At 47.5% G+C, this 17,206-nt stretch carries 20 protein-coding genes, 1 tRNA gene and 1 other RNA gene; 11 read left to right on the forward strand and 11 right to left on the reverse strand.

The genetic code is table 11. From position 1 onward, the window contains the following. The 3 genes from AAB523_01410 to AAB523_01420 all read right to left on the reverse strand — a co-directional run. On the reverse strand, positions 1 to 262 hold a 262-nt coding region (locus tag AAB523_01410), incomplete at its 3' end, for a hypothetical protein (GenBank protein ID MEK7555928.1). A 119-nt stretch (positions 263 to 381) separates the two neighbouring features. Then, positions 382 to 750 (reverse strand): hypothetical protein, encoded by a 369-nt coding sequence (locus tag AAB523_01415; protein MEK7555929.1) that lies wholly within the window; start codon positions 748 to 750, stop codon positions 382 to 384. A gap of 1 nt (position 751) precedes the next feature. Beyond that, on the reverse strand, positions 752 to 964 hold the full coding sequence (locus AAB523_01420; GenBank protein MEK7555930.1) for a helix-turn-helix transcriptional regulator: 213 nt from the start codon (positions 962 to 964) through the stop codon (positions 752 to 754). 66 nt (positions 965 to 1,030) lie between these two features. Here AAB523_01420 and AAB523_01425 point away from each other — a divergent pair, with 66 nt between their 5' ends. From AAB523_01425 to recG, 3 genes are all read left to right on the forward strand, one after another. Next, positions 1,031 to 1,399, forward strand: a complete 369-nt coding sequence (locus tag AAB523_01425) for a hypothetical protein (protein ID MEK7555931.1) — start codon at positions 1,031 to 1,033, stop codon at positions 1,397 to 1,399. Positions 1,400 to 1,430: 31 nt separating this feature from the next. After that, positions 1,431 to 2,192, forward strand: coding sequence for a plastocyanin/azurin family copper-binding protein (locus AAB523_01430; GenBank protein MEK7555932.1), 762 nt, complete (start codon positions 1,431 to 1,433; stop codon positions 2,190 to 2,192). A gap of 67 nt (positions 2,193 to 2,259) precedes the next feature. Beyond that, positions 2,260 to 4,416, forward strand: a complete 2,157-nt coding sequence (recG, locus tag AAB523_01435; GenBank protein ID MEK7555933.1) for an ATP-dependent DNA helicase RecG — start codon at positions 2,260 to 2,262, stop codon at positions 4,414 to 4,416. Between the two features lie 125 nt (positions 4,417 to 4,541). On the opposite strand, the gene AAB523_01440 is transcribed toward recG, so the two are convergent. Continuing rightward, positions 4,542 to 4,615 (reverse strand) — tRNA-Ile (locus AAB523_01440). A 223-nt stretch (positions 4,616 to 4,838) separates the two neighbouring features. Between AAB523_01440 and AAB523_01445 the strand changes: the two genes are divergently transcribed. Then, positions 4,839 to 5,306 (forward strand): DUF5317 family protein, encoded by a 468-nt coding sequence (locus tag AAB523_01445; protein ID MEK7555934.1) that lies wholly within the window; start codon positions 4,839 to 4,841, stop codon positions 5,304 to 5,306. 76 nt (positions 5,307 to 5,382) lie between these two features. Here AAB523_01445 and AAB523_01450 read toward each other — a convergent pair whose 3' ends face one another. Further along, complete coding sequence (locus tag AAB523_01450) at positions 5,383 to 5,928, reverse strand: septation protein A (GenBank protein MEK7555935.1); 546 nt, start codon at positions 5,926 to 5,928, stop codon at positions 5,383 to 5,385. A gap of 161 nt (positions 5,929 to 6,089) precedes the next feature. Further along, positions 6,090 to 8,009 carry an ATP-dependent zinc metalloprotease FtsH gene (gene ftsH, locus AAB523_01455; GenBank protein ID MEK7555936.1) on the reverse strand — a complete coding sequence of 640 codons (1,920 nt, stop codon included), beginning with the start codon at positions 8,007 to 8,009 and terminating at the stop codon, positions 6,090 to 6,092. A 101-nt stretch (positions 8,010 to 8,110) separates the two neighbouring features. Between ftsH and smpB the strand changes: the two genes are divergently transcribed. The 7 genes from smpB to rplT all read left to right on the forward strand — a co-directional run bounded on the left by smpB (position 8,111) and on the right by rplT (position 12,727). Then, positions 8,111 to 8,605 (forward strand): SsrA-binding protein SmpB, encoded by a 495-nt coding sequence (gene smpB, locus AAB523_01460; GenBank protein MEK7555937.1) that lies wholly within the window; start codon positions 8,111 to 8,113, stop codon positions 8,603 to 8,605. Positions 8,606 to 8,644: 39 nt separating this feature from the next. Next, positions 8,645 to 9,024: a transfer-messenger RNA gene (ssrA, locus tag AAB523_01465) on the forward strand. A 337-nt stretch (positions 9,025 to 9,361) separates the two neighbouring features. Continuing rightward, a complete protein-coding gene (locus tag AAB523_01470; GenBank protein ID MEK7555938.1) occupies positions 9,362 to 10,015 on the forward strand; it encodes a hypothetical protein in 654 nt (217 codons plus the stop codon). Positions 10,016 to 10,128: 113 nt separating this feature from the next. Then, positions 10,129 to 11,409, forward strand: a complete 1,281-nt coding sequence (locus AAB523_01475) for an aminoacetone oxidase family FAD-binding enzyme (GenBank protein ID MEK7555939.1) — start codon at positions 10,129 to 10,131, stop codon at positions 11,407 to 11,409. Between the two features lie 167 nt (positions 11,410 to 11,576). Then, positions 11,577 to 12,098, forward strand: a complete 522-nt coding sequence (gene infC / locus AAB523_01480; GenBank protein ID MEK7555940.1) for a translation initiation factor IF-3 — start codon at positions 11,577 to 11,579, stop codon at positions 12,096 to 12,098. A 26-nt stretch (positions 12,099 to 12,124) separates the two neighbouring features. Beyond that, positions 12,125 to 12,310, forward strand: coding sequence for a 50S ribosomal protein L35 (locus AAB523_01485; GenBank protein ID MEK7555941.1), 186 nt, complete (start codon positions 12,125 to 12,127; stop codon positions 12,308 to 12,310). 72 nt (positions 12,311 to 12,382) lie between these two features. Next, positions 12,383 to 12,727, forward strand: a complete 345-nt coding sequence (gene rplT, locus AAB523_01490) for a 50S ribosomal protein L20 (protein ID MEK7555942.1) — start codon at positions 12,383 to 12,385, stop codon at positions 12,725 to 12,727. Between the two features lie 267 nt (positions 12,728 to 12,994). Here rplT and AAB523_01495 read toward each other — a convergent pair whose 3' ends face one another. From AAB523_01495 to ndk, 5 genes are all read right to left on the reverse strand, one after another. Further along, the gene (locus AAB523_01495) at positions 12,995 to 13,603 is read right to left on the reverse strand and encodes a uracil-DNA glycosylase (protein ID MEK7555943.1); all 609 of its coding nucleotides are present in this window, start codon (positions 13,601 to 13,603) and stop codon (positions 12,995 to 12,997) included. Between the two features lie 6 nt (positions 13,604 to 13,609). Beyond that, positions 13,610 to 14,212, reverse strand: a complete 603-nt coding sequence (locus AAB523_01500; GenBank protein ID MEK7555944.1) for a hypothetical protein — start codon at positions 14,210 to 14,212, stop codon at positions 13,610 to 13,612. A 51-nt stretch (positions 14,213 to 14,263) separates the two neighbouring features. Further along, entirely contained in the window at positions 14,264 to 15,637 is a 1,374-nt protein-coding gene (locus AAB523_01505) for an MBL fold metallo-hydrolase (GenBank protein MEK7555945.1), read from the reverse strand. Further along, on the reverse strand, positions 15,634 to 16,095 hold the full coding sequence (locus AAB523_01510) for a hypothetical protein (protein ID MEK7555946.1): 462 nt from the start codon (positions 16,093 to 16,095) through the stop codon (positions 15,634 to 15,636). The genes AAB523_01505 and AAB523_01510 overlap by 4 nt, the downstream gene beginning before the upstream one ends. Before the next feature lie 383 nt (positions 16,096 to 16,478). Further along, positions 16,479 to 16,961 carry a nucleoside-diphosphate kinase gene (gene ndk, locus AAB523_01515; GenBank protein MEK7555947.1) on the reverse strand — a complete coding sequence of 161 codons (483 nt, stop codon included), beginning with the start codon at positions 16,959 to 16,961 and terminating at the stop codon, positions 16,479 to 16,481. Between the last annotated feature and the right edge of the window lie 245 nt (positions 16,962 to 17,206).

Here is a 17,206-nt window from a genome sequence, read left to right on the forward strand (position 1 = left end):
GAAGCGGTGCTGACTTGCCGGCAAGCACTGTTCCTGTGTATTTTGCCATCATCGCATCGCCTTCTTTTTCCATCATGGCACCTTCTTCTTTCTTCATTGTTGCATCGCTTTCTTTTTCCATCATTGCCTCGCCGTCCTTCTTCATACTCTCCGATTCAGGCTTGCTGTTAAAATATAGGGCGCCACCCGCTACGAAGACGAGTGCCAAGAGCGCTAAGACTATCGGTGTGATAAATCCTTTTTGTGTGTCTTTGTTCATCATAAATAATCTTTAAAAAATATTGAGTAATGAAATGAGTATACACACAAAGAAAAGAGATGTAAAGCGTACTTTACATCTCTTTGTGGATAAAAGGAAAACAGGCTTTCTTTACAATACTTTTAACTGCGCCTCCGGCCGTATATATGGCCTGCGATCTTTCCGATGATCATGGCGCCAAGCACGGCAATGAGCCACGGATCCACGTGTGACATAACACTCTCCACCACCACACCAGAGACCAGCACCGCAACGCCCGCGAGATAACCAACGCGCCCCGCTATCATTTTATGCAATTGTTCACGTTCGTCTTGCGCTTGTTCTTTCCAGATGAAGCTTGCGAAAAGCGCGAATGAAACAACAAGCCCCCCAATCATCATGTAGAGAAGCATACCGGGCATCCAAAAATCAAAAGGATTCAAGAACAAGAAAAGGAGAACAATAAAGACGACTGAAATAACGGTTTCTTGTATGTTTTGTTTGTATTCCATATTATTTAACATTTTTAATGGAAAATACTTCTTCCACGGGTCTTTTAAAAAAATGAGCGATCTTGAGTGCTAAAAGCACCGAGGGGACGTAGTTCCCTTTTTCAATCGCAATGATGGTTTGGCGCGTCACTCCGACCGCTTCCGCCAACTGTTCTTGGGTGGCTCCCGCATTGCTTCGGAGCGCATATACTTTATTTGTAACGGTTTCTTTCATATGAGATACTGGTATGAAGCATTTCCACTATACCACGGGAAATACTGTAAGGTCAACTTAACATCTATGCGCCAAAAAACCCTGCTCTCTTTCATTCTCCGCGCCGGTCTCGCATTCTCTTTTCTATACCCGGCGATTGATTCATTTTTTCACCCCGACACGTGGATAGGATTTTTCCCCGGATGGCTCATCGCCATAAGTCCCGTTGATATCGCTACCCTTAGTCTCCTCTTCGCGGGTCTGGAGATCGTAATCGCCCTCGGCATACTCTTCGCACGCGATCCTTTTTACCCGACATCGGCCGCTGTTGTCGTGCTTGCAAGTATTGTGGTGTTCAACTGGAGCGCGCTTGATATCATATTCAGAGACATTTCAATCATAAGCATGGCAATTGCGCTCATTCTCTTGCGCGATCAGAAAAGTATATTACAATGAACATGTTTAGACATTAACAAATAAGCACGCCATGAAAAAGGGACTCTATTTTATCATTGTAGTTATCGTACTCGCAGTCACGGGAATCGTTATGCTTGGTAATCGCGCGAACGACCCTGCCACGGAAAGTATGGAAGAAAGTAGCCATCAGAGCGAATCGCTAAAAAACGAGCTGTTCGCCGCCACTCAATCTCCCGGACGAGAGGTGAGTATTAGAGAGGTTCACCTTACACAAAACGCGTACGTGGTGATCCACAAGGAAGCGGATGGAAAGCCGGGAAAGGTCGTCGGCACCTCTCTCTCACTCCTGCCGGGTGAAAACCATTGGGTACGCATCGCGCTTACGGAAGATTTAAAAGACGGGGAGCGTATCTTTGCCATGCTTCATAGTGATGATGGAAACGGAGTATATGAATTCCCGGGTGGAGATGCGCCGCTCAAAGACGAGACGGGGGCGATTGTCATGATAGAGCTTTTGGTAAAGAAAGCGGATATTTCTCCTGTCACGGAAAATAGTAAGGCGAAAGTATTTGCCGTAGAAGGCACCAACTTTGCGTTTTCTCAAAAGGAGATTCGCGTGAAAAAAGGCGACACGGTGCGCATCAATCTCACAAGTAAGGACGGTTTCCATGACTTTGTCATAGACGAATTCAATGCCGCCACTGACGGCGTGCAGACCGGTGAGAGTGTTTCGGTGGAATTTGTCGCCGACAAAGCGGGGTCATTTGAGTACTACTGTTCCATCGGCTCACACCGACAGCTCGGCATGAAAGGAACGCTTATTGTTGAGTAGATACACCACTCTTGCAAGCAAAATGTCCGCTTAGCGGGCATTTTCTTTTTGCGGTACAATAAAAGCCATGCATCCGGATTCTCTGCTGGAAAAAACGTTCCGCCTCAACCCACCCCACAAGCAGGCGCTTGGAAAATTGGGGCTTAAAAGCGTACACGACCTTCTCTATTACTTCCCCGCGCGATACAACACTATCTCCGAGATCAAGAAAATTGCGGGGCTTTGTAGTGGTGACACGGCGGTCATTTACGGAAGAGTGCTGTCCGCCAAAACGAGCAGGGCTTTTAAAAAAAAGATCCCTATCGGCGAAGTCGTGGTGGAAGATGACACCGGCAAAATAAAAGCGACATGGTTTCATCAGGCGTATGCCGCAAAGATGGTGAAAAAAGGCGACCTGGTAAAACTTGCCGGCCGTGTCACCGCGAAAAAAAATGGCGAACTCTATCTCGCCAATCCCGAGTTTGAACGCACGGGAGAACTCCCCATTGATATCGGCGACTCGCTCTTCGCGGGAAAGATGCTTGAATCATTCGCGTATGCCATCTATCCGGAGTCTCGCGGCGTAACGTCGCGATGGCTCTATCACGCAATCCAAAAAATACTTGCAAGTGGTGCGTTGGACGAACTGAAGGACCCGATCCCCGAGCACATACTGAAAAAATATCATCTTCCGGGTCTCAAGACTTCTTTGATATGGATACATTCACCAAAAAAAGATGCCGACGCGCAAGCGGCGCGCAAGCGTTTTGCGTTTGAAGAAATATTTTTCATTCAGTTGGAACGTCAGCGCGCGCGGCATGCCTATAAACAAAACCCGTCGTTTAAGGTAGAAACCTCGCAAGACTTGGTGGCGCGATTTATAGGGCGTTTCTCTTTTGATCCAACAGCGGCACAGAAGCGCGCCATAGAGGACATCTTAAGCGACATGAAAAAAGATTCGCCGATGTCGCGACTCCTTGAAGGAGATGTCGGTTCGGGGAAAACCGCCGTCGCGGCGACCACCGCCTATGCCGCGCTTACCACGCGCCCGCACGGACAAGATTTTGGAAATCTCCAAGTTGCCTACATGGCGCCGACAGAAATACTTGCCGAACAGCATTTCCAATCGTTCATTGGATACTTCAAGCACCTCCCCATCAACATCGGGCTCATTACGGGGAGTGGCTGTAAAAAATTCCCCTCAAAGGTGGACCCCACAGGGACAACCGCCATTTCGCGCGCGCAACTGTTGAAGTGGGCGGCGAATGGCGAGATCGCTATTTTGATTGGCACCCATTCACTGATCCAAAAAACGGTAAAATTTAAAGAACTGGCATACGTCATTATTGATGAACAGCACCGCTTCGGCACGATGCAACGAGGAACATTGGTGCGCAAAGACCACCGCGCGCCGCATCTGCTTAGCATGACCGCCACCCCCATCCCGCGAACACTCGCGCTCACCATCTACGGCGACCTTGATTTGACTCTTCTTGATGAAATGCCGAAGGGACGGAAGGAGGTACTCACAGAGATTGTTGTGCCCGGCAAACGCGAGGAGGTCTACGAAAAAGTGAGGCAGGAATTAAGAGACGGCAGACAAGCGTATGTTATCTGTCCGCGCATTGATGAAGCCGACCCCGATAAAGCATCGGCCCTGCGGGTGAAGTCCGTCAAAGAGGAAGCGGCGCGACTGAAGAAAAATATTTTTCCCGAATATGAGATTGATGTTTTACACGGGAAGCTCCTGCCAAAAGAAAAAGAAGAGGTCATGAGACGATTCGCAAACCATGAAACGGATATCTTGGTGGCGACCTCTGTCGTTGAAGTCGGCGTGAATGTGCAAAACGCCACCGTCATCATCATTGAAGGCGCGGAGCGTTTCGGTTTAGCACAGCTCCATCAATTGCGCGGGCGCGTGCTTCGCAGTACGCACCAGGCATATTGCTACTGCTTTGCCGACAGCAAGACCAAGCAATCATTAGACCGGCTCAAAGCGCTCAAGACGGCAAAGAACGGATTTGAACTCTCCGAGTTGGATCTCTCTCTCCGAGGAACGGGGGCGCTCTCTGGCACCAAGCAGTGGGGCATCTCCGACCTCGGCATGGAAGCCATTAAGAACATCAAGATGGTGGAAGCCGCTCGCACGGAAGCACTCGCTCTTTTAGAGAGCGACCCCAAGCTCGCGGCACATCCGCTCCTCTCTCTGCGCCTTGCCTCGCAAACCGATATTCATTTTGAGTAAGTAAAAACTGATAAACACTGTGCGCCCTAAAGGCACTCGAAGCCTTTCACCGCGGAGATATATCTTTCCGATATAAAATGATCATTCAGACGAAATGAAAATATGAATTTAAAATAAGCCCTGTGTCCGCCCTCCAGGACTCGAACCTGGGACCGCGGAGATATAAGCTCCGTGCTCTAACCAACTGAGCTAAGGGCGGACACAACTCTTATTATTCATATTTTCAATCGTCTTCACTCCATTTTATAAGCTCCGTGCTCTAACCAACTGAGCTATGGGCGCAAAAACGTTTGCACTACTAGATAGTAATCGGTAACGAGGCGAATGTAAATATCATTGGTATACATACCCTATGTGCTTCTTGACACCATTCCCCAAAAAGTACAAAGTAGCGATAGGTTCATTCCAAAGAGAGGTGTGCTGTGAATATCATCCGGAAAATACGCTGGTGGATCTCTCATACGTCCTACATTAATTCCCGCCTCGGTGACATATTCCTCAAAATCGCTTTTGTCTGCGCCGTAGGCGCCGTCTTAAGCAATAACGCGAATGTTATTGCAATAGCCGCAAACGAAGGGAGGATGCCGGTTATTGTTGAGACGGAATATGATTATAATATAACTGAGCGCCATGTTCTCGCAAATGATACGACCAATCTAAGATTTCTCAGTGATTGGATTGCTATCAATCAGAAAGGAACTTTCACCGAGCGTGATACGCCCTTCATAAAGTTCGCGGGCAAGCTGCTGAATTTCCCGCCCGGAAAAAATATTGTTGCGAGTCCCGGAGATGTCGGCATGTGGATATTTCTGATCACAAGCATCTTGGCAATTCTCCTGTCCTTCATGTGTGCGCTCTGGCACTACGCCAAAAAAATACGGTTCATGTAAGTACTTGCAAGCCGTCCTGATGTAATCGGGACGGCTTTTTCTTTTCTCTTTTTTCCTTCTTTTACACTACCCTTCCTTAGACCTCAATACCTTCTTTAGCCTTTACATATTTTGCCAATACGACACTTTGCACAACGATGAAGAGGAGCGTGAGCCCTAAGATGCCGAAAAGTTTGAAGGTAACCCACGTGTCCGTTGAGAAGCGATTTGCCACAAACAAATTGAGTACGCCCATGAGGCCAAAGAATATCGCCCAATAGAGATTCAACCTGCCCCATGTTTTCTCTGGCATGGAGAGATTCTGCCCCATCATTCCTTGAATAATATTTTTTTTGAAAAATATCCTGGATATCAAGAGAGTGCCGGCAAATGCCCAGTATAAAACGGTTGGCTTCAATTTGATGAACGTCTCATCTTGAAGAAGGATGGTCGCTCCCCCGAAGAGAGTGATGATGGCGAGGTTCACCCAAAGAATATTTTCCACCTTTCGCTTCCGAAACCACACAAAGGCAACCTGAAAGAGTGTCGCGGTTATCGCTGTGGCGGTCGCTATGAATATGCCGAAAAATTTGAACGCGACAAAAAAGAGTACGATGGGGAAAAAATCAAAGAGCAGTTTCATCCCGTTTAGAGATAGGCCACGACACATGTCGTAGACGCTACGTTTATTATTGATTGGTAAATATTTCTCATGTTCTTATGCAGGTTCGTGGTCGTGATCTCTAACGGGATTCATCCCGTTAGAAATTGTTATACGGCTTATAATTTCTCATTTGTTTTTTGCTATACCGTAAGATTCATCTCTTCTCGCTTCTTCGGCATGATGCCATTTGCTATCAGGAGTTTTTCAAAATCTTCGCGCTCGATCGTTTCAACTTCCACGAGTCGTTCTGCGATCGCCGTAAATGCTTTTTTGTGATCCACCAAGGTCTTTCGCGCTTTCGCGAACGCGTCATTCATGATCTTGGAAACTTCTCCATCGATTTTGGCGCCAACCTCTTCGGAATATTCTTTATCGCCAACCCCACGCCCAAAGAGCGTTCTTCCACCCATTCCCTCAAGCGCCATCGGTCCCATGGTCTCTGACATGCCATATTTCGTTACCATATCGCGGGCAAGCGCGGTCGCCACCTGCAGATCATTTGAAGGACCTGTGGTAATGTCATTAAAAATCATTTGCTCGGCAACATACCCGCCCAGTGAGACAGCGATATCATCAAGAAATTCTTTCTTTGATTGCAGTCTGCGTTCTTCCAGAGGAAGTTTCAATGTATAGCCGCCCGCGTGTCCGCGCGCCACAATAGAGATCTTGTGGACGGGATCGGCGTACGGCAAAACAGAAGCAATGACCGCGTGCCCCGCTTCATGGTACGCAGTGATCTCTTTCTCTTTCTTGGAGAGAATGTGGCTTTTGCGCTCGGGACCGAGCATCACTTTTTCAATGGAGCGGATAAGATCGTATTGCGATACTTTTTTTCTATCCTCGCGCGCGGCAAGAATGGCAGACTCATTCATAAGAGAATAAAGGTCGGCTCCGGAAAATCCCGGAGTACGCTCGGCGACTACTCGGAGATTCACGTCTTCGGCAAACGGTTTTTTCCCCGCATGAATTTTCAATATCTCTTCTCTGTCGTCACGGTCGGGCAGGTCAAGCACTACGCGCCGGTCAAAGCGCCCCGGGCGTGAGAGTGCGGGATCTAGGACGTCGGGCCTGTTGGTTGCCGCAAGCACGATCACTTTTTCATGCGGTTCAAAGCCATCCATTTCTACCAGGATTTGGTTTAATGTTTGCTCTCGCTCGTCGTTGCCTCCTCCGATGCCGGTGCCGCGCACACGGCCCACCGCATCAATTTCGTCCACAAAAATAATGGCGGGTGCGGCTTTCTTTGCAAGCTTGAAAAGATCACGCACGCGCGATGCTCCCACACCCACGAACATCTCCACGAATTCAGAACCGGAAATAAGGAAGAAAGGCACACCCGCCTCCCCCGCAACCGCGCGTGCGAGCAAGGTCTTCCCTGTTCCCGGCGCACCCATCAAGAGGACGCCCTTGGGAATGCGCGCGCCGATATCAATGAATTTTTTCGGGTTCTTCAAAAAATCAACGATCTCTTTGAGCTCTTCTTTCGCTTCTTTCACTCCCGCAACATCTTTGAATGTGACTTTCTGGCTTTTATCGTCAGGATAAATAATGCGCGCCTTGGACTGCCCGAATGAGAACGCCTGCATTCCGGCTCCCTTTACTTGCCGCGAGATCATCCAGAAAAGCAGAACAATGAAGATCACCGGTATGAGGAACGGCAAAATATTGAGCGCCCAGAAACCGAAACCTGTTTCATTTTTTATTTCAATGCTCACCACGGCAAGCTGTTCGGAGGTAACGCCATAATTTGAGAGTGTCTCGGAAAGTGACGCTTCCGTCTCCTTTTTTGAAATCTTTTCTTCCCCGTCCACCGTCTTAATGTTGAGCTTGTCACCCTCCACAACGATCGTTGAAACCTTGCCTTGGGAGATCTGGGTCGCCAGCTCGGAAAGCGGGATCTCGGCAACGTCCTTCTTGTTGTCGCTCAAGAAAGAATAGGCCACGATAATGACCATAAATATGAGGATTGCGCTCAGAATGTTGCTCACAAACTGCTGGGAGACCGGCGTCTTTTTCTTCTCGTTTTTATCCTCTTTTTCGTTTTCGTCGTTATCAAACATATATCCCGAAGTTGATGAATATCGTCCCTATACAATACAATATGACACGCAAAAGTAAAGGAGAGTGCCTCTCTGCGGTGTCTCTCTAAAAAAGACTTGTCGTGAGCTCTTTTGTCAAAGAGCGCTCTGGTTGCTATGATGAGTCCATGACTCAATTGGTCTACAATAAAAAAGCGCGCTTCAACTACGAGATCCTGGATACCTTTGAAGCGGGCATTGAATTATTCGGTTTTGAAGTGAAGGCTCTCAAGAAAAAGCAGGGCTCTTTTGAAGGCGCCCATGTGGTGATTCGCGGCGGCGAGGCGTTTCTCGTGGGTGCCAACATTCCTCCTTACCAGACGGCAAATACGCCGAAAAGTTACGACCCCGAAAGGACGCGGCGTCTCTTGCTCACCAAAAAAGAGCTCGCGGAACTGGCAGGGAGGGAGAACAAAAAGGGCTTGACAATAGTGCCTATTTCAGTGTATAGTAAACATAACAAATTAAAGATTGAGATCGGCGTCGCGCGAGGAAAAAAGAAATACGACAAACGCGAGACCATCAAAAAAAGAGATACTGAACGAGAAGTGCGAAGAGAGATGGGAGAGCGCTCATAGTCGTGACCTGTGATGTTTTCCGAAAATATCGTAGGTCACGGGGATGATCGGCCTAGACAGGTGATTTTCTCTCATAGGTGCAAAGGAGAGCTGTGGTAACTCTTAAAAAGGCCATACACCGATAGGTGCAAACTTATCACAGAAAGCAAAGTCAGTGGTTTCACCGTATTTTGCTCCAGTTCACGCTTTAGCGTAAACCGGCGTCTCATCTTCTGAAGTCTGAGAGGAAGAATGGGGTGTAATATTTTCGGACTAGGAATTGCGAATTTTCTGGCGCTCTTCCGAAACACAAGGAATCGGGTATTAGGGACTTTTGCTTGTTTCCTACCCTACTCCTTAAATCCCAAAACAAGCTACCCTTTGTAGAGTCATATGAGAACATTGTCTGCACGCGGGTTCGATTCCCGCCATCTCCACAGCCAAAACGAACCGCTCCATTTGGGGCGGTTTTCGTTTTGCGCTGTAGAGATGAGCGAGGCAACTGCTTGCCTCGCGTGCGGGAATCGAAAAGGTTCTCCCTTATTTTTGAAGAGCTCTGCTCTGAGAAAATGGGAAACCTGTACTGCTCCTGTAAGGAGAGTTTCCCGCCACAACTGAAACGAACAAAAAATATTGATGTGAGCTGACCCCGATTCCCGCCATCTCCACAATTCTGAATTTGAAGAAACATTGACAAATAACGTAATAAAGGGTATTCTTATGCCAGTATCTGGTTCTTATACAACCCTTTGTTTCAAGGCAAAAAGGAGACAGGCCATGCAACGCAAGCATCTGACGGAAGGACTTCCGCCAAATATGCACGATGAACACAGCGCTAAACTGCTTCAATTTCCGAAGTTTCTCATTCGCGTTACTGCTGAAAGCATCAAGATGGCAAATCACGAGATGCTGCAATTTTCGGAGAACAGACTGAAGGGCGAGTACGGCGCTTTCGGGTGGGAAACGATCCTCGCCGCGCAGGGAGAGGGAAAGTTTTGGAGTCAGTGGAGCTACGCACTCACGCATTCTCTTTTCAAAAAAGTCAGAGAAAGGTGGCATGTCACCATTGAAGATGTTGAAGACATGTATCGGGTACGCCAAGCATTGACCCTTGTATTTGGTCCGTTGTATTTTCATCACAGCAACCAAATGCCGGCACTTTCCAAAAAGAAACTCGTGGCAAATATACGGGAAATGAAAGTGGATAAGGTAGGCTCTTATGAACGCGAAGTATTCGCCTTCATGCTTCTCGTGAATCGTGACTGGTGTGTACATTTCGGAGCGATAGTAAATAACTACTTCCCGAACAAGGATTCATACCATCGATATCTGGTCTTCCTCCTGGCGAAAACGCTTTTTGACAGCCTCCGCGAGGTGTGTGTTCACCGGTCACAAACCCGTGACGCTTCCGGCAAGACATTCGCTCGTTAGGCAACGGCGCTCTACGCCCCCCGATTAAGCATCGGGGGGATTTTTTTTATCATCGGTACGGCGTACAATGTTTAGACAAATACTCTTCCCTGTTGTAGAGTTAGCATCATTCCATGAAAACAATCACCCCAACATACGACCTTATCGTCATCGGCGGAGGGCCTTCCGGCATGATGGCGGCGGGACGCGCGGCAGAACTTGGCGCGCGCGTGCTTTTGCTGGAAAAAAACAGGCACCTGGGCGAAAAGCTGAAAATAACCGGCGGCGGCCGGTGCAACATCACCAACGCGGAGTTCAATGTGAGGACGTTCCTTGAGAGTTTTCCGCAGTCCAAAGAATTCCTCTTCTCCCCTTTCTCAAAATTCTCCACAAAAGATACGTTCACATTCTTTGAAGGAAAAGGGTTGCCCCTTATCATTGAGGCACGAAAAAGAGCGTTCCCCGCGTCCCAAAAAGCTTTTGATGTCTTTCTTGTTATGGAAAAGTACATACGGACGCATCGGGTGGAAGTGGAAAAAAACGCCCGAGTTTCTTCTCTCAAAAAGAAAGACGGAAAAATTGTTTCGGTGAAGCTCTCCAGCGGGAAAGAATACTCCGCTCATTATTTTGCGCTCGCGACGGGTGGCACAGCCGCTCCGGAGACCGGCTCCACGGGCGATGGTTTCAAAATGCTCTCAAAATTGGGACACACCATTGCCAAGCCGAATCCGAACATTGTCCCTCTGAAAACAAGCGCGAAATGGGTCCACGGTCTCTCCGGCACGACGCTCTCTTTCATGACCATTCGCTTCAAACAAAACGACAAAGCCAAGATCAAGAAAACCGGAAAAGTCCTCTTCACGCATTTTGGCATCTCCGGACCATTGATACTCAATTCTTCCTATGAGGTCAGAGGGCTGCTTAAGGAAGGCCCGGTGGAAGCTTCTATTGACCTGTTTCCCGACACGGAGGAAAACGATCTTGACCGCAGGATACGCAATCTTTTTGAGAAGAACAAAAATAAAAAGTTAAAGAATGTCTTTTCGGAGCTTCTGCCGAAAGCTTTGGCGGAGGCGATCGTGGACCTCCCGGAACTGAAGCTTGCGCAAAAAACGATCAACTCCATCACCAAAGAGGAGCGGAAAAAACTGGTCAAAAAACTGAAAGACCTCTCATTTCCCATTACCGGCACATTGGGTTTTGACAAGGCGATCATTGCTGATGGCGGTGTGATATTGGAGGAAGTGAACTTTAAAAACATGACTTCAAAGCTCTATACCAATCTCTATTTGCTCGGGGACACCTTGAGTATCAACCGCCCTTCCGGCGGGTTCTCCCTGCAGATGTGCTGGACGACCGGCTTTGTCGCAGGCACGGACGTGGGAGAAAAAGTGGCCGCTCCGTCACAGGGTTGACCGAGCACCACTTTTACCTTTGAAACAAAGGAGTTTTTGGCGAATAATGTAATCATTATTTTTGAAGATATCCAATAGAGAAGTTAGTAAAAGTGGTGCTCGGTTGACTTCTTGCGCCAGAGCAGATAGAATGGTGCAACTTGCTGGGAGGCAGGTTTTACATACCCTTGAAAGAAAAAGTACGCATAAACAACCAAATACGAGCTCGAGAACTGCGCGTGCTTGATAGCGATGGTTCAAATCTAGGGATTATCTCTTTAGAAGAGGCGCTCAAAAAAGCACAAGCGCAAACACTTGATCTCATTGAGGTTTCTCCGAACGCGGTCCCTCCTGTTGCTAAGATCATGGATTACGGGAAGTTCCAGTACGAGGAGAAAAAAAAGCAGAAGGAAGCAAAGTCAAAATCACACATAACGGAGACCAAGACACTGCAGATAAAGATTGGAACCGGTGAACATGATCTTGAACTCAAGGCAAAAAATGCCTCAAAGTGGCTTCGCGAGGGACATAGGATCAAGTTGGATCTCTTCCTTGCCGGACGGGCAAAGTACATGAGACCGGAATTTCTGAAAGAGCGCATGGATAGGATCCTGGTGCTCATCACCGAAGAGTATAAGATCGCTGACGGCCCAAGGAAGAGCACCAAGGGATTAACGATTGTCTTGGAGCGAACAGGTAAAAAACAGTAATATCAAAGATAGTCTCTCTATTGACCATGAAAACAAATAAGTCATTTTCGAAAAGAATAAAGATAACGGGAACGGGAAAGCTTATTGCCCGCAAGCCCGGTTTTGGTCATTTTAACGCCAAGCAATCAAGAACCAAACAACTCAAGGGAAGAAAGGGGGTTGCCTTTATCATGAGCAATAAAGACAGGAGTCGATTTTTACCAAATTATTAAGAGCATCTCTCGGGGCTCGCCCTCTTCGTCTTTTGGGCGGAGTATGTAAAAGAGAGAGAAGAAATACCAAACATGACCAGAGTTAAAAGAGGAACGACATCACTGAAACGAAGGCATAATGTCTTAAAAGCCACCAAAGGATATCGCATCGGCAGGAGCAAGAAGGAGCGCCTGGCAAGAGAAGCGATCGCTCATGCCGGAGTCCATGCCTTCAATCACCGAAGAGACAAGAAAGGAGATTTTAGACGCATCTGGCAGATAAAAATCGGTGCGGCGGTTAAAAACATGGATCTCTCGTACAGCACGTTCATACATACGCTCAAGAAAAAGGGTATCGGACTCGACAGGAAAGTATTGGCGGATCTTGCTGAAAATAATCCGGAGGTATTTGAACGAATCGTAAAAGAAATAGTCTAAAAAAATTCCGCCGTCGGGCGGAATTTTTTATTCCTTGGTACTTTACAAAATCTTATAGGTATGCTATTAATGTAGGGAGTGTTCGTGTTTTCATTCGCCTTTTCCCTCTTGCTCGTGGGTCATTGGGCGGTGCAAACGGGTATCCACGGGTTCTTGGTGTCCTCCCTCATCAATGACTCGTCCGCATGCAATTGCCGCCACCCCCTGCTGTGATCATCCGCCAATCGGATAGGTCGCGCAGGGGATTTTTTATGCTTGATACGAATACTAAGACGAAAGCGTCTTAAGAATCCGTGGTATCTTTTTAAAATCCTTCATGAGAATACCTCTCATGCCTCCGTTATATAATGCGGCGGCAGGGTGATATTGTGGCAAGACATTAAACATTTTGCCTGATGTGGGGCTTTTGAGCCGGAATAATTTCCCGTGCACAACGCTTATTTTCTTATCGGCGGGAATAAAGCGATGCATGGCATGCCGGCCAAGCGTGATCAATATTTTTGGGTTGATAATTTCAAGTTGGCGCCAAAGATAATTTTCCGTACATATGCGTACTTCATCCGGCTCCGGATCACGGTTCTCGGGAGGACGACACTTTACGATATTGGTGATGAAAACAGAATCCCGCTTTAAACCGATCTCCGCAAGCATCTCGTCTAAGAGTTTTCCCGCCGCTCCCACAAAAGGTTTCCCTCTCTTATCTTCCTCCCTACCCGGTCCTTCTCCGATAAACACAATACCGCTCTCGCTACTACCTTCACCGGGTACCGCGTGGAGCCGCCCGAGAAAGAGGGGGCATTTTTCACAACCTTGTATTTCTTTTGCTATGTCCAGAAGAGAGGAGTCGGTATTGTGTTTTGAAGCTCTCTTTTCCATGGCAGTCTAAAGTGCGCCTTTTTTGCCGTGATTGAACCTGTCCTCTACTTTATCCTTTTTCACAAGTTCAATGACCTTCTCCACCAGCCGTTTAGGGTCTGAATCAAAGACGATCTTATTGTTTGTTCGTCTTCCTTTTTCTATGATGGTTTTCAAAACTTCATCAGTCTCCCAATCGCCATTCAAAATGCCGATCGGCTTGCCATCCTCAAACGCAATGGTAAATTCATTGATGGTCCCGATCCTCCCGCACCCCACAAACACCGCATCGGACGAGCGCGTCAGGAGGAGGTTTCTGCCGGAGTATCCAAATCCCGTGTAGATGATCAAATCCAGATAATCAAGCGGGAGACGATATACTTCCGAATGCTCTACTTCGGTTGAAGCCGGCGAGATTCCGACCGAAAGACCGCCTTCCTCTTTGGCACCCATTGTCGACCACATCGGAAAACCGGTCGTGGCGCCTGTCACCAAAATGCCTCCTTGGCGGACGATCTCGCGTCCTAATTCTTTTGCTTTTTCAAGCGCGTCAGGCCCGCAATGACCGGTCTCCGCGGCTCCCGAGACGCATAGTTTTATTTTGAGATGTGTATGCTTTTGTTCATTCATATATATGATTATATACCATTCGACCCGCATTCCAATTGATGCAGGCCTCTTTTAGAGATTGATCTCTACAGATTCGTCTTTTTGGGGCACCGTCGCATTGACTCCCAAGTGATCGCGCAAACGCTGCGCGAGAAACATTTCCGCCTTTGGTTCGCCCATGACAACAAAGACTTGTTCAATTCCGTCATCAGCGGTACGAACAAAATCAACCAACGCGTCCGAGTCCTTGTGCGCCGAATATCCCCTGATCTTTGCGATACGCGCCAACACCGGCACAGAATCTCCCATAATAGTGACGTTTTTCGCCCCTTCCTGAAGCGCCCTTCCCATTGTTCCAACCGACTGATATCCAATAAGCAAGATGGTGCTTTTGGGATCCGGGAGATAATGCTTTTCGTGATGGATGATGCGTCCGCCGTTTGACATGCCGGATCCCGCAATGATGACTTTTGGGTTGGGGGCCTCCTTGATCGCCTTTGACTCTTCCGTTTCCATCGTAAATTTTAAGCGAGGAAAATTAAATATGTCGTCTCCGCTTTTTATCACATCATTGGCATTGTGGTTGAAGTTGCCATTACTGTTTTTGTATATACGCGTCACCTTGATGGCGAGTGGTGAATCCACAAAAACCGGCACGGCGGGAATTCTACCGTGTTCCACCAGGTCATTGATCTCAAAAAGAAGTTCTTGGGTGCGCTCCAAAGAAAAAGCGGGCACCACAAGCGCTCCCCCTTTCTTGATGGTATCCTCAATGACATCTTCAAGCATTTGTTTTCTGTCCGCACGCGATTCATGATTCCTGTCCCCATACACGCTTTCCATGACCACATACTGCACATTGCCGAGCGGCTCCGTATCGCGAAGCAGTGGCGCGGGAGAATTACCAAGATCACCCGTAAACACAAGGGTGCGCCCATCGCGCACAAACACCACTTGCGCGGAACCTAAAATATGCCCCGCGTCTTTAAGTGTTACTTGAAAACCTCCTTTGAGATTTATCGGGGTATGGTAGGGTACACCCTGCCACAGGTTCATAGTTTTTTCTACATCTTCCCGTTCATACATGGGAGGCAGATGGTCTTCCTTTGCCTCTTTCCCTAAAATACCCATACTGTCGGTCAGCATGAGCTCTGCGATTTCTTTCGTTGCGGGCGTAGAGTAAATGACGCCCCGAAACCCGTCGCGCACCAGTTTTGGAATACGACCGATGTGGTCAATATGCGCATGAGTAACAAAGAGAACGTCAATGGATGTCGGATCATAGGGAAACGGATCGCGGTTGATATCCTCACCAACTTTGCGTCCCTGAAAGAAACCGCAATCCACTAATATTTTTGCGCCGCTTTCCTTATCCTCAAGCAGGAAATTTGCGCCCGTCACTGATCCCGCTCCTCCGTGAAATGTCAGTTTTGATGTATGTTTCATATTTTTATGCGCACAGCGCTTTCTTGCTCTCCTGTAATATTCTGACCGAAGTATATCGGGGACCACCGCGCTCTTGTCACATAGAATGCCGCGGCTTGCGCCCCTACTATGTCCATACCCAAATCACTCATGGTGTCCACCAGATCATTCTGTTGAAATATAATGAACGTATCCAAACTAAATTCAAACAGCTCCCATGACAGTCCGATCAAAAAAGTGATGCCAAGCACCATAAAGTACGCGTGACTCCTTCGTACCGGATGAAATACTTTCATGCTCTCTGAAAAGAAATATGCCCAAAGCACCATGCCGCCAACCCAGAGTCCGGCTAGAAAATGCATCATGATATCGTACCACCAATAACTCCAGTACCAAAAAAAATACAGCGCCAACGTTTGTAAGGCTGCAACTATATAGAGGAGAAGTGAAAGCGATATGAAAAGTTTCTTCTTGGTCATCTGTGGGCATTATTGCCTAGCGAGTGAGTGAAGTGAAAAAGTTTCTCTTTATTCACTTCCGAACGAGCGACGGCAACAAAGGGTTTAACGCCCTTTATTATACCAGAAAAGAGCGCCTCTACACCATTGGGGGCAAAAAAACTCCCAGCGCATTGCTGGGGATCTTTTTCGGGGCTACTCGGTTCTTACCTAGCATAATGCTAGGGGGGTGTTCTGATCACTATACCAATGGAATAGTAAAACATCGAACTCCCGGAAAATATTATTTGACCTAGATAATACCTCGAGTAACCCTGTACCTATTGTAACCCCTCTCAAAACATGAAAGCAACATTGACCGCAATGAGAGATCGTTTTTAAATGTTTTACCCGCAATAAAACCTTTATTCTTCGCTTGCTTCGTCGGAATGTACAAAGTCAAAATCATTCCTCTTGTAGTCAAAAAGTTCGTCACTGGTAAAAAACCGCTTAATCTCCTTCTCGGCCGATTCTCCCGAGTCCGAGGCATGCACGATATTAGATTGTCCGCTCAAGGAAAAATCGCCGCGGATACTCCCCGCATCGGCTTCGTGGCCTCGGGTCGGCCCCACAATAAGACGCGTCGCTCCGATCGCATTGATACCTGAAAGCACGGCCACCACCACGGGAGACGCTTTCATGAATTTTTTTAATCCCGGGAAGAACGGTTTTTCTTTGTGGTGAGCATAGTGCTCCTCCACGAGGACATCTCCCAATTGCATCATCTTGAGTCCGACGATCTTCAGTCCTTTCCGTTCAAAACGATGAATGATTTCCCCCAAGAGATTTCTCTGGAGAGCATCGGGTTTCATGATGATGAGGGTTTGCTCTTCTTTTGCATGCGCCATATAAATAAAGGGTATTAAACCCTTTGTTGCCGTCGCTCGTTCGGGAGAGAAAAAGAAGATACTTTTTCTCTCCGCTCACTCGCTAGGCAATAATTGTTAGCTATTAGAACGAATATAGGTTGGCTTATCATACCAACCTTGGACCGACAAATCAACCGAGCACCACTTTTACTTTTGAAACAAAGGTGTTTTTGGCGAATAATGCAATCATTGTTTTTGAAGATGTCCAATAGAGAAGTTAGTAA

Source organism: Patescibacteria group bacterium (genome assembly GCA_038063375.1).
Classification (GTDB): domain Bacteria; phylum Patescibacteriota; class Minisyncoccia; order Phycocordibacterales; family JANLHH01; genus JANLHH01.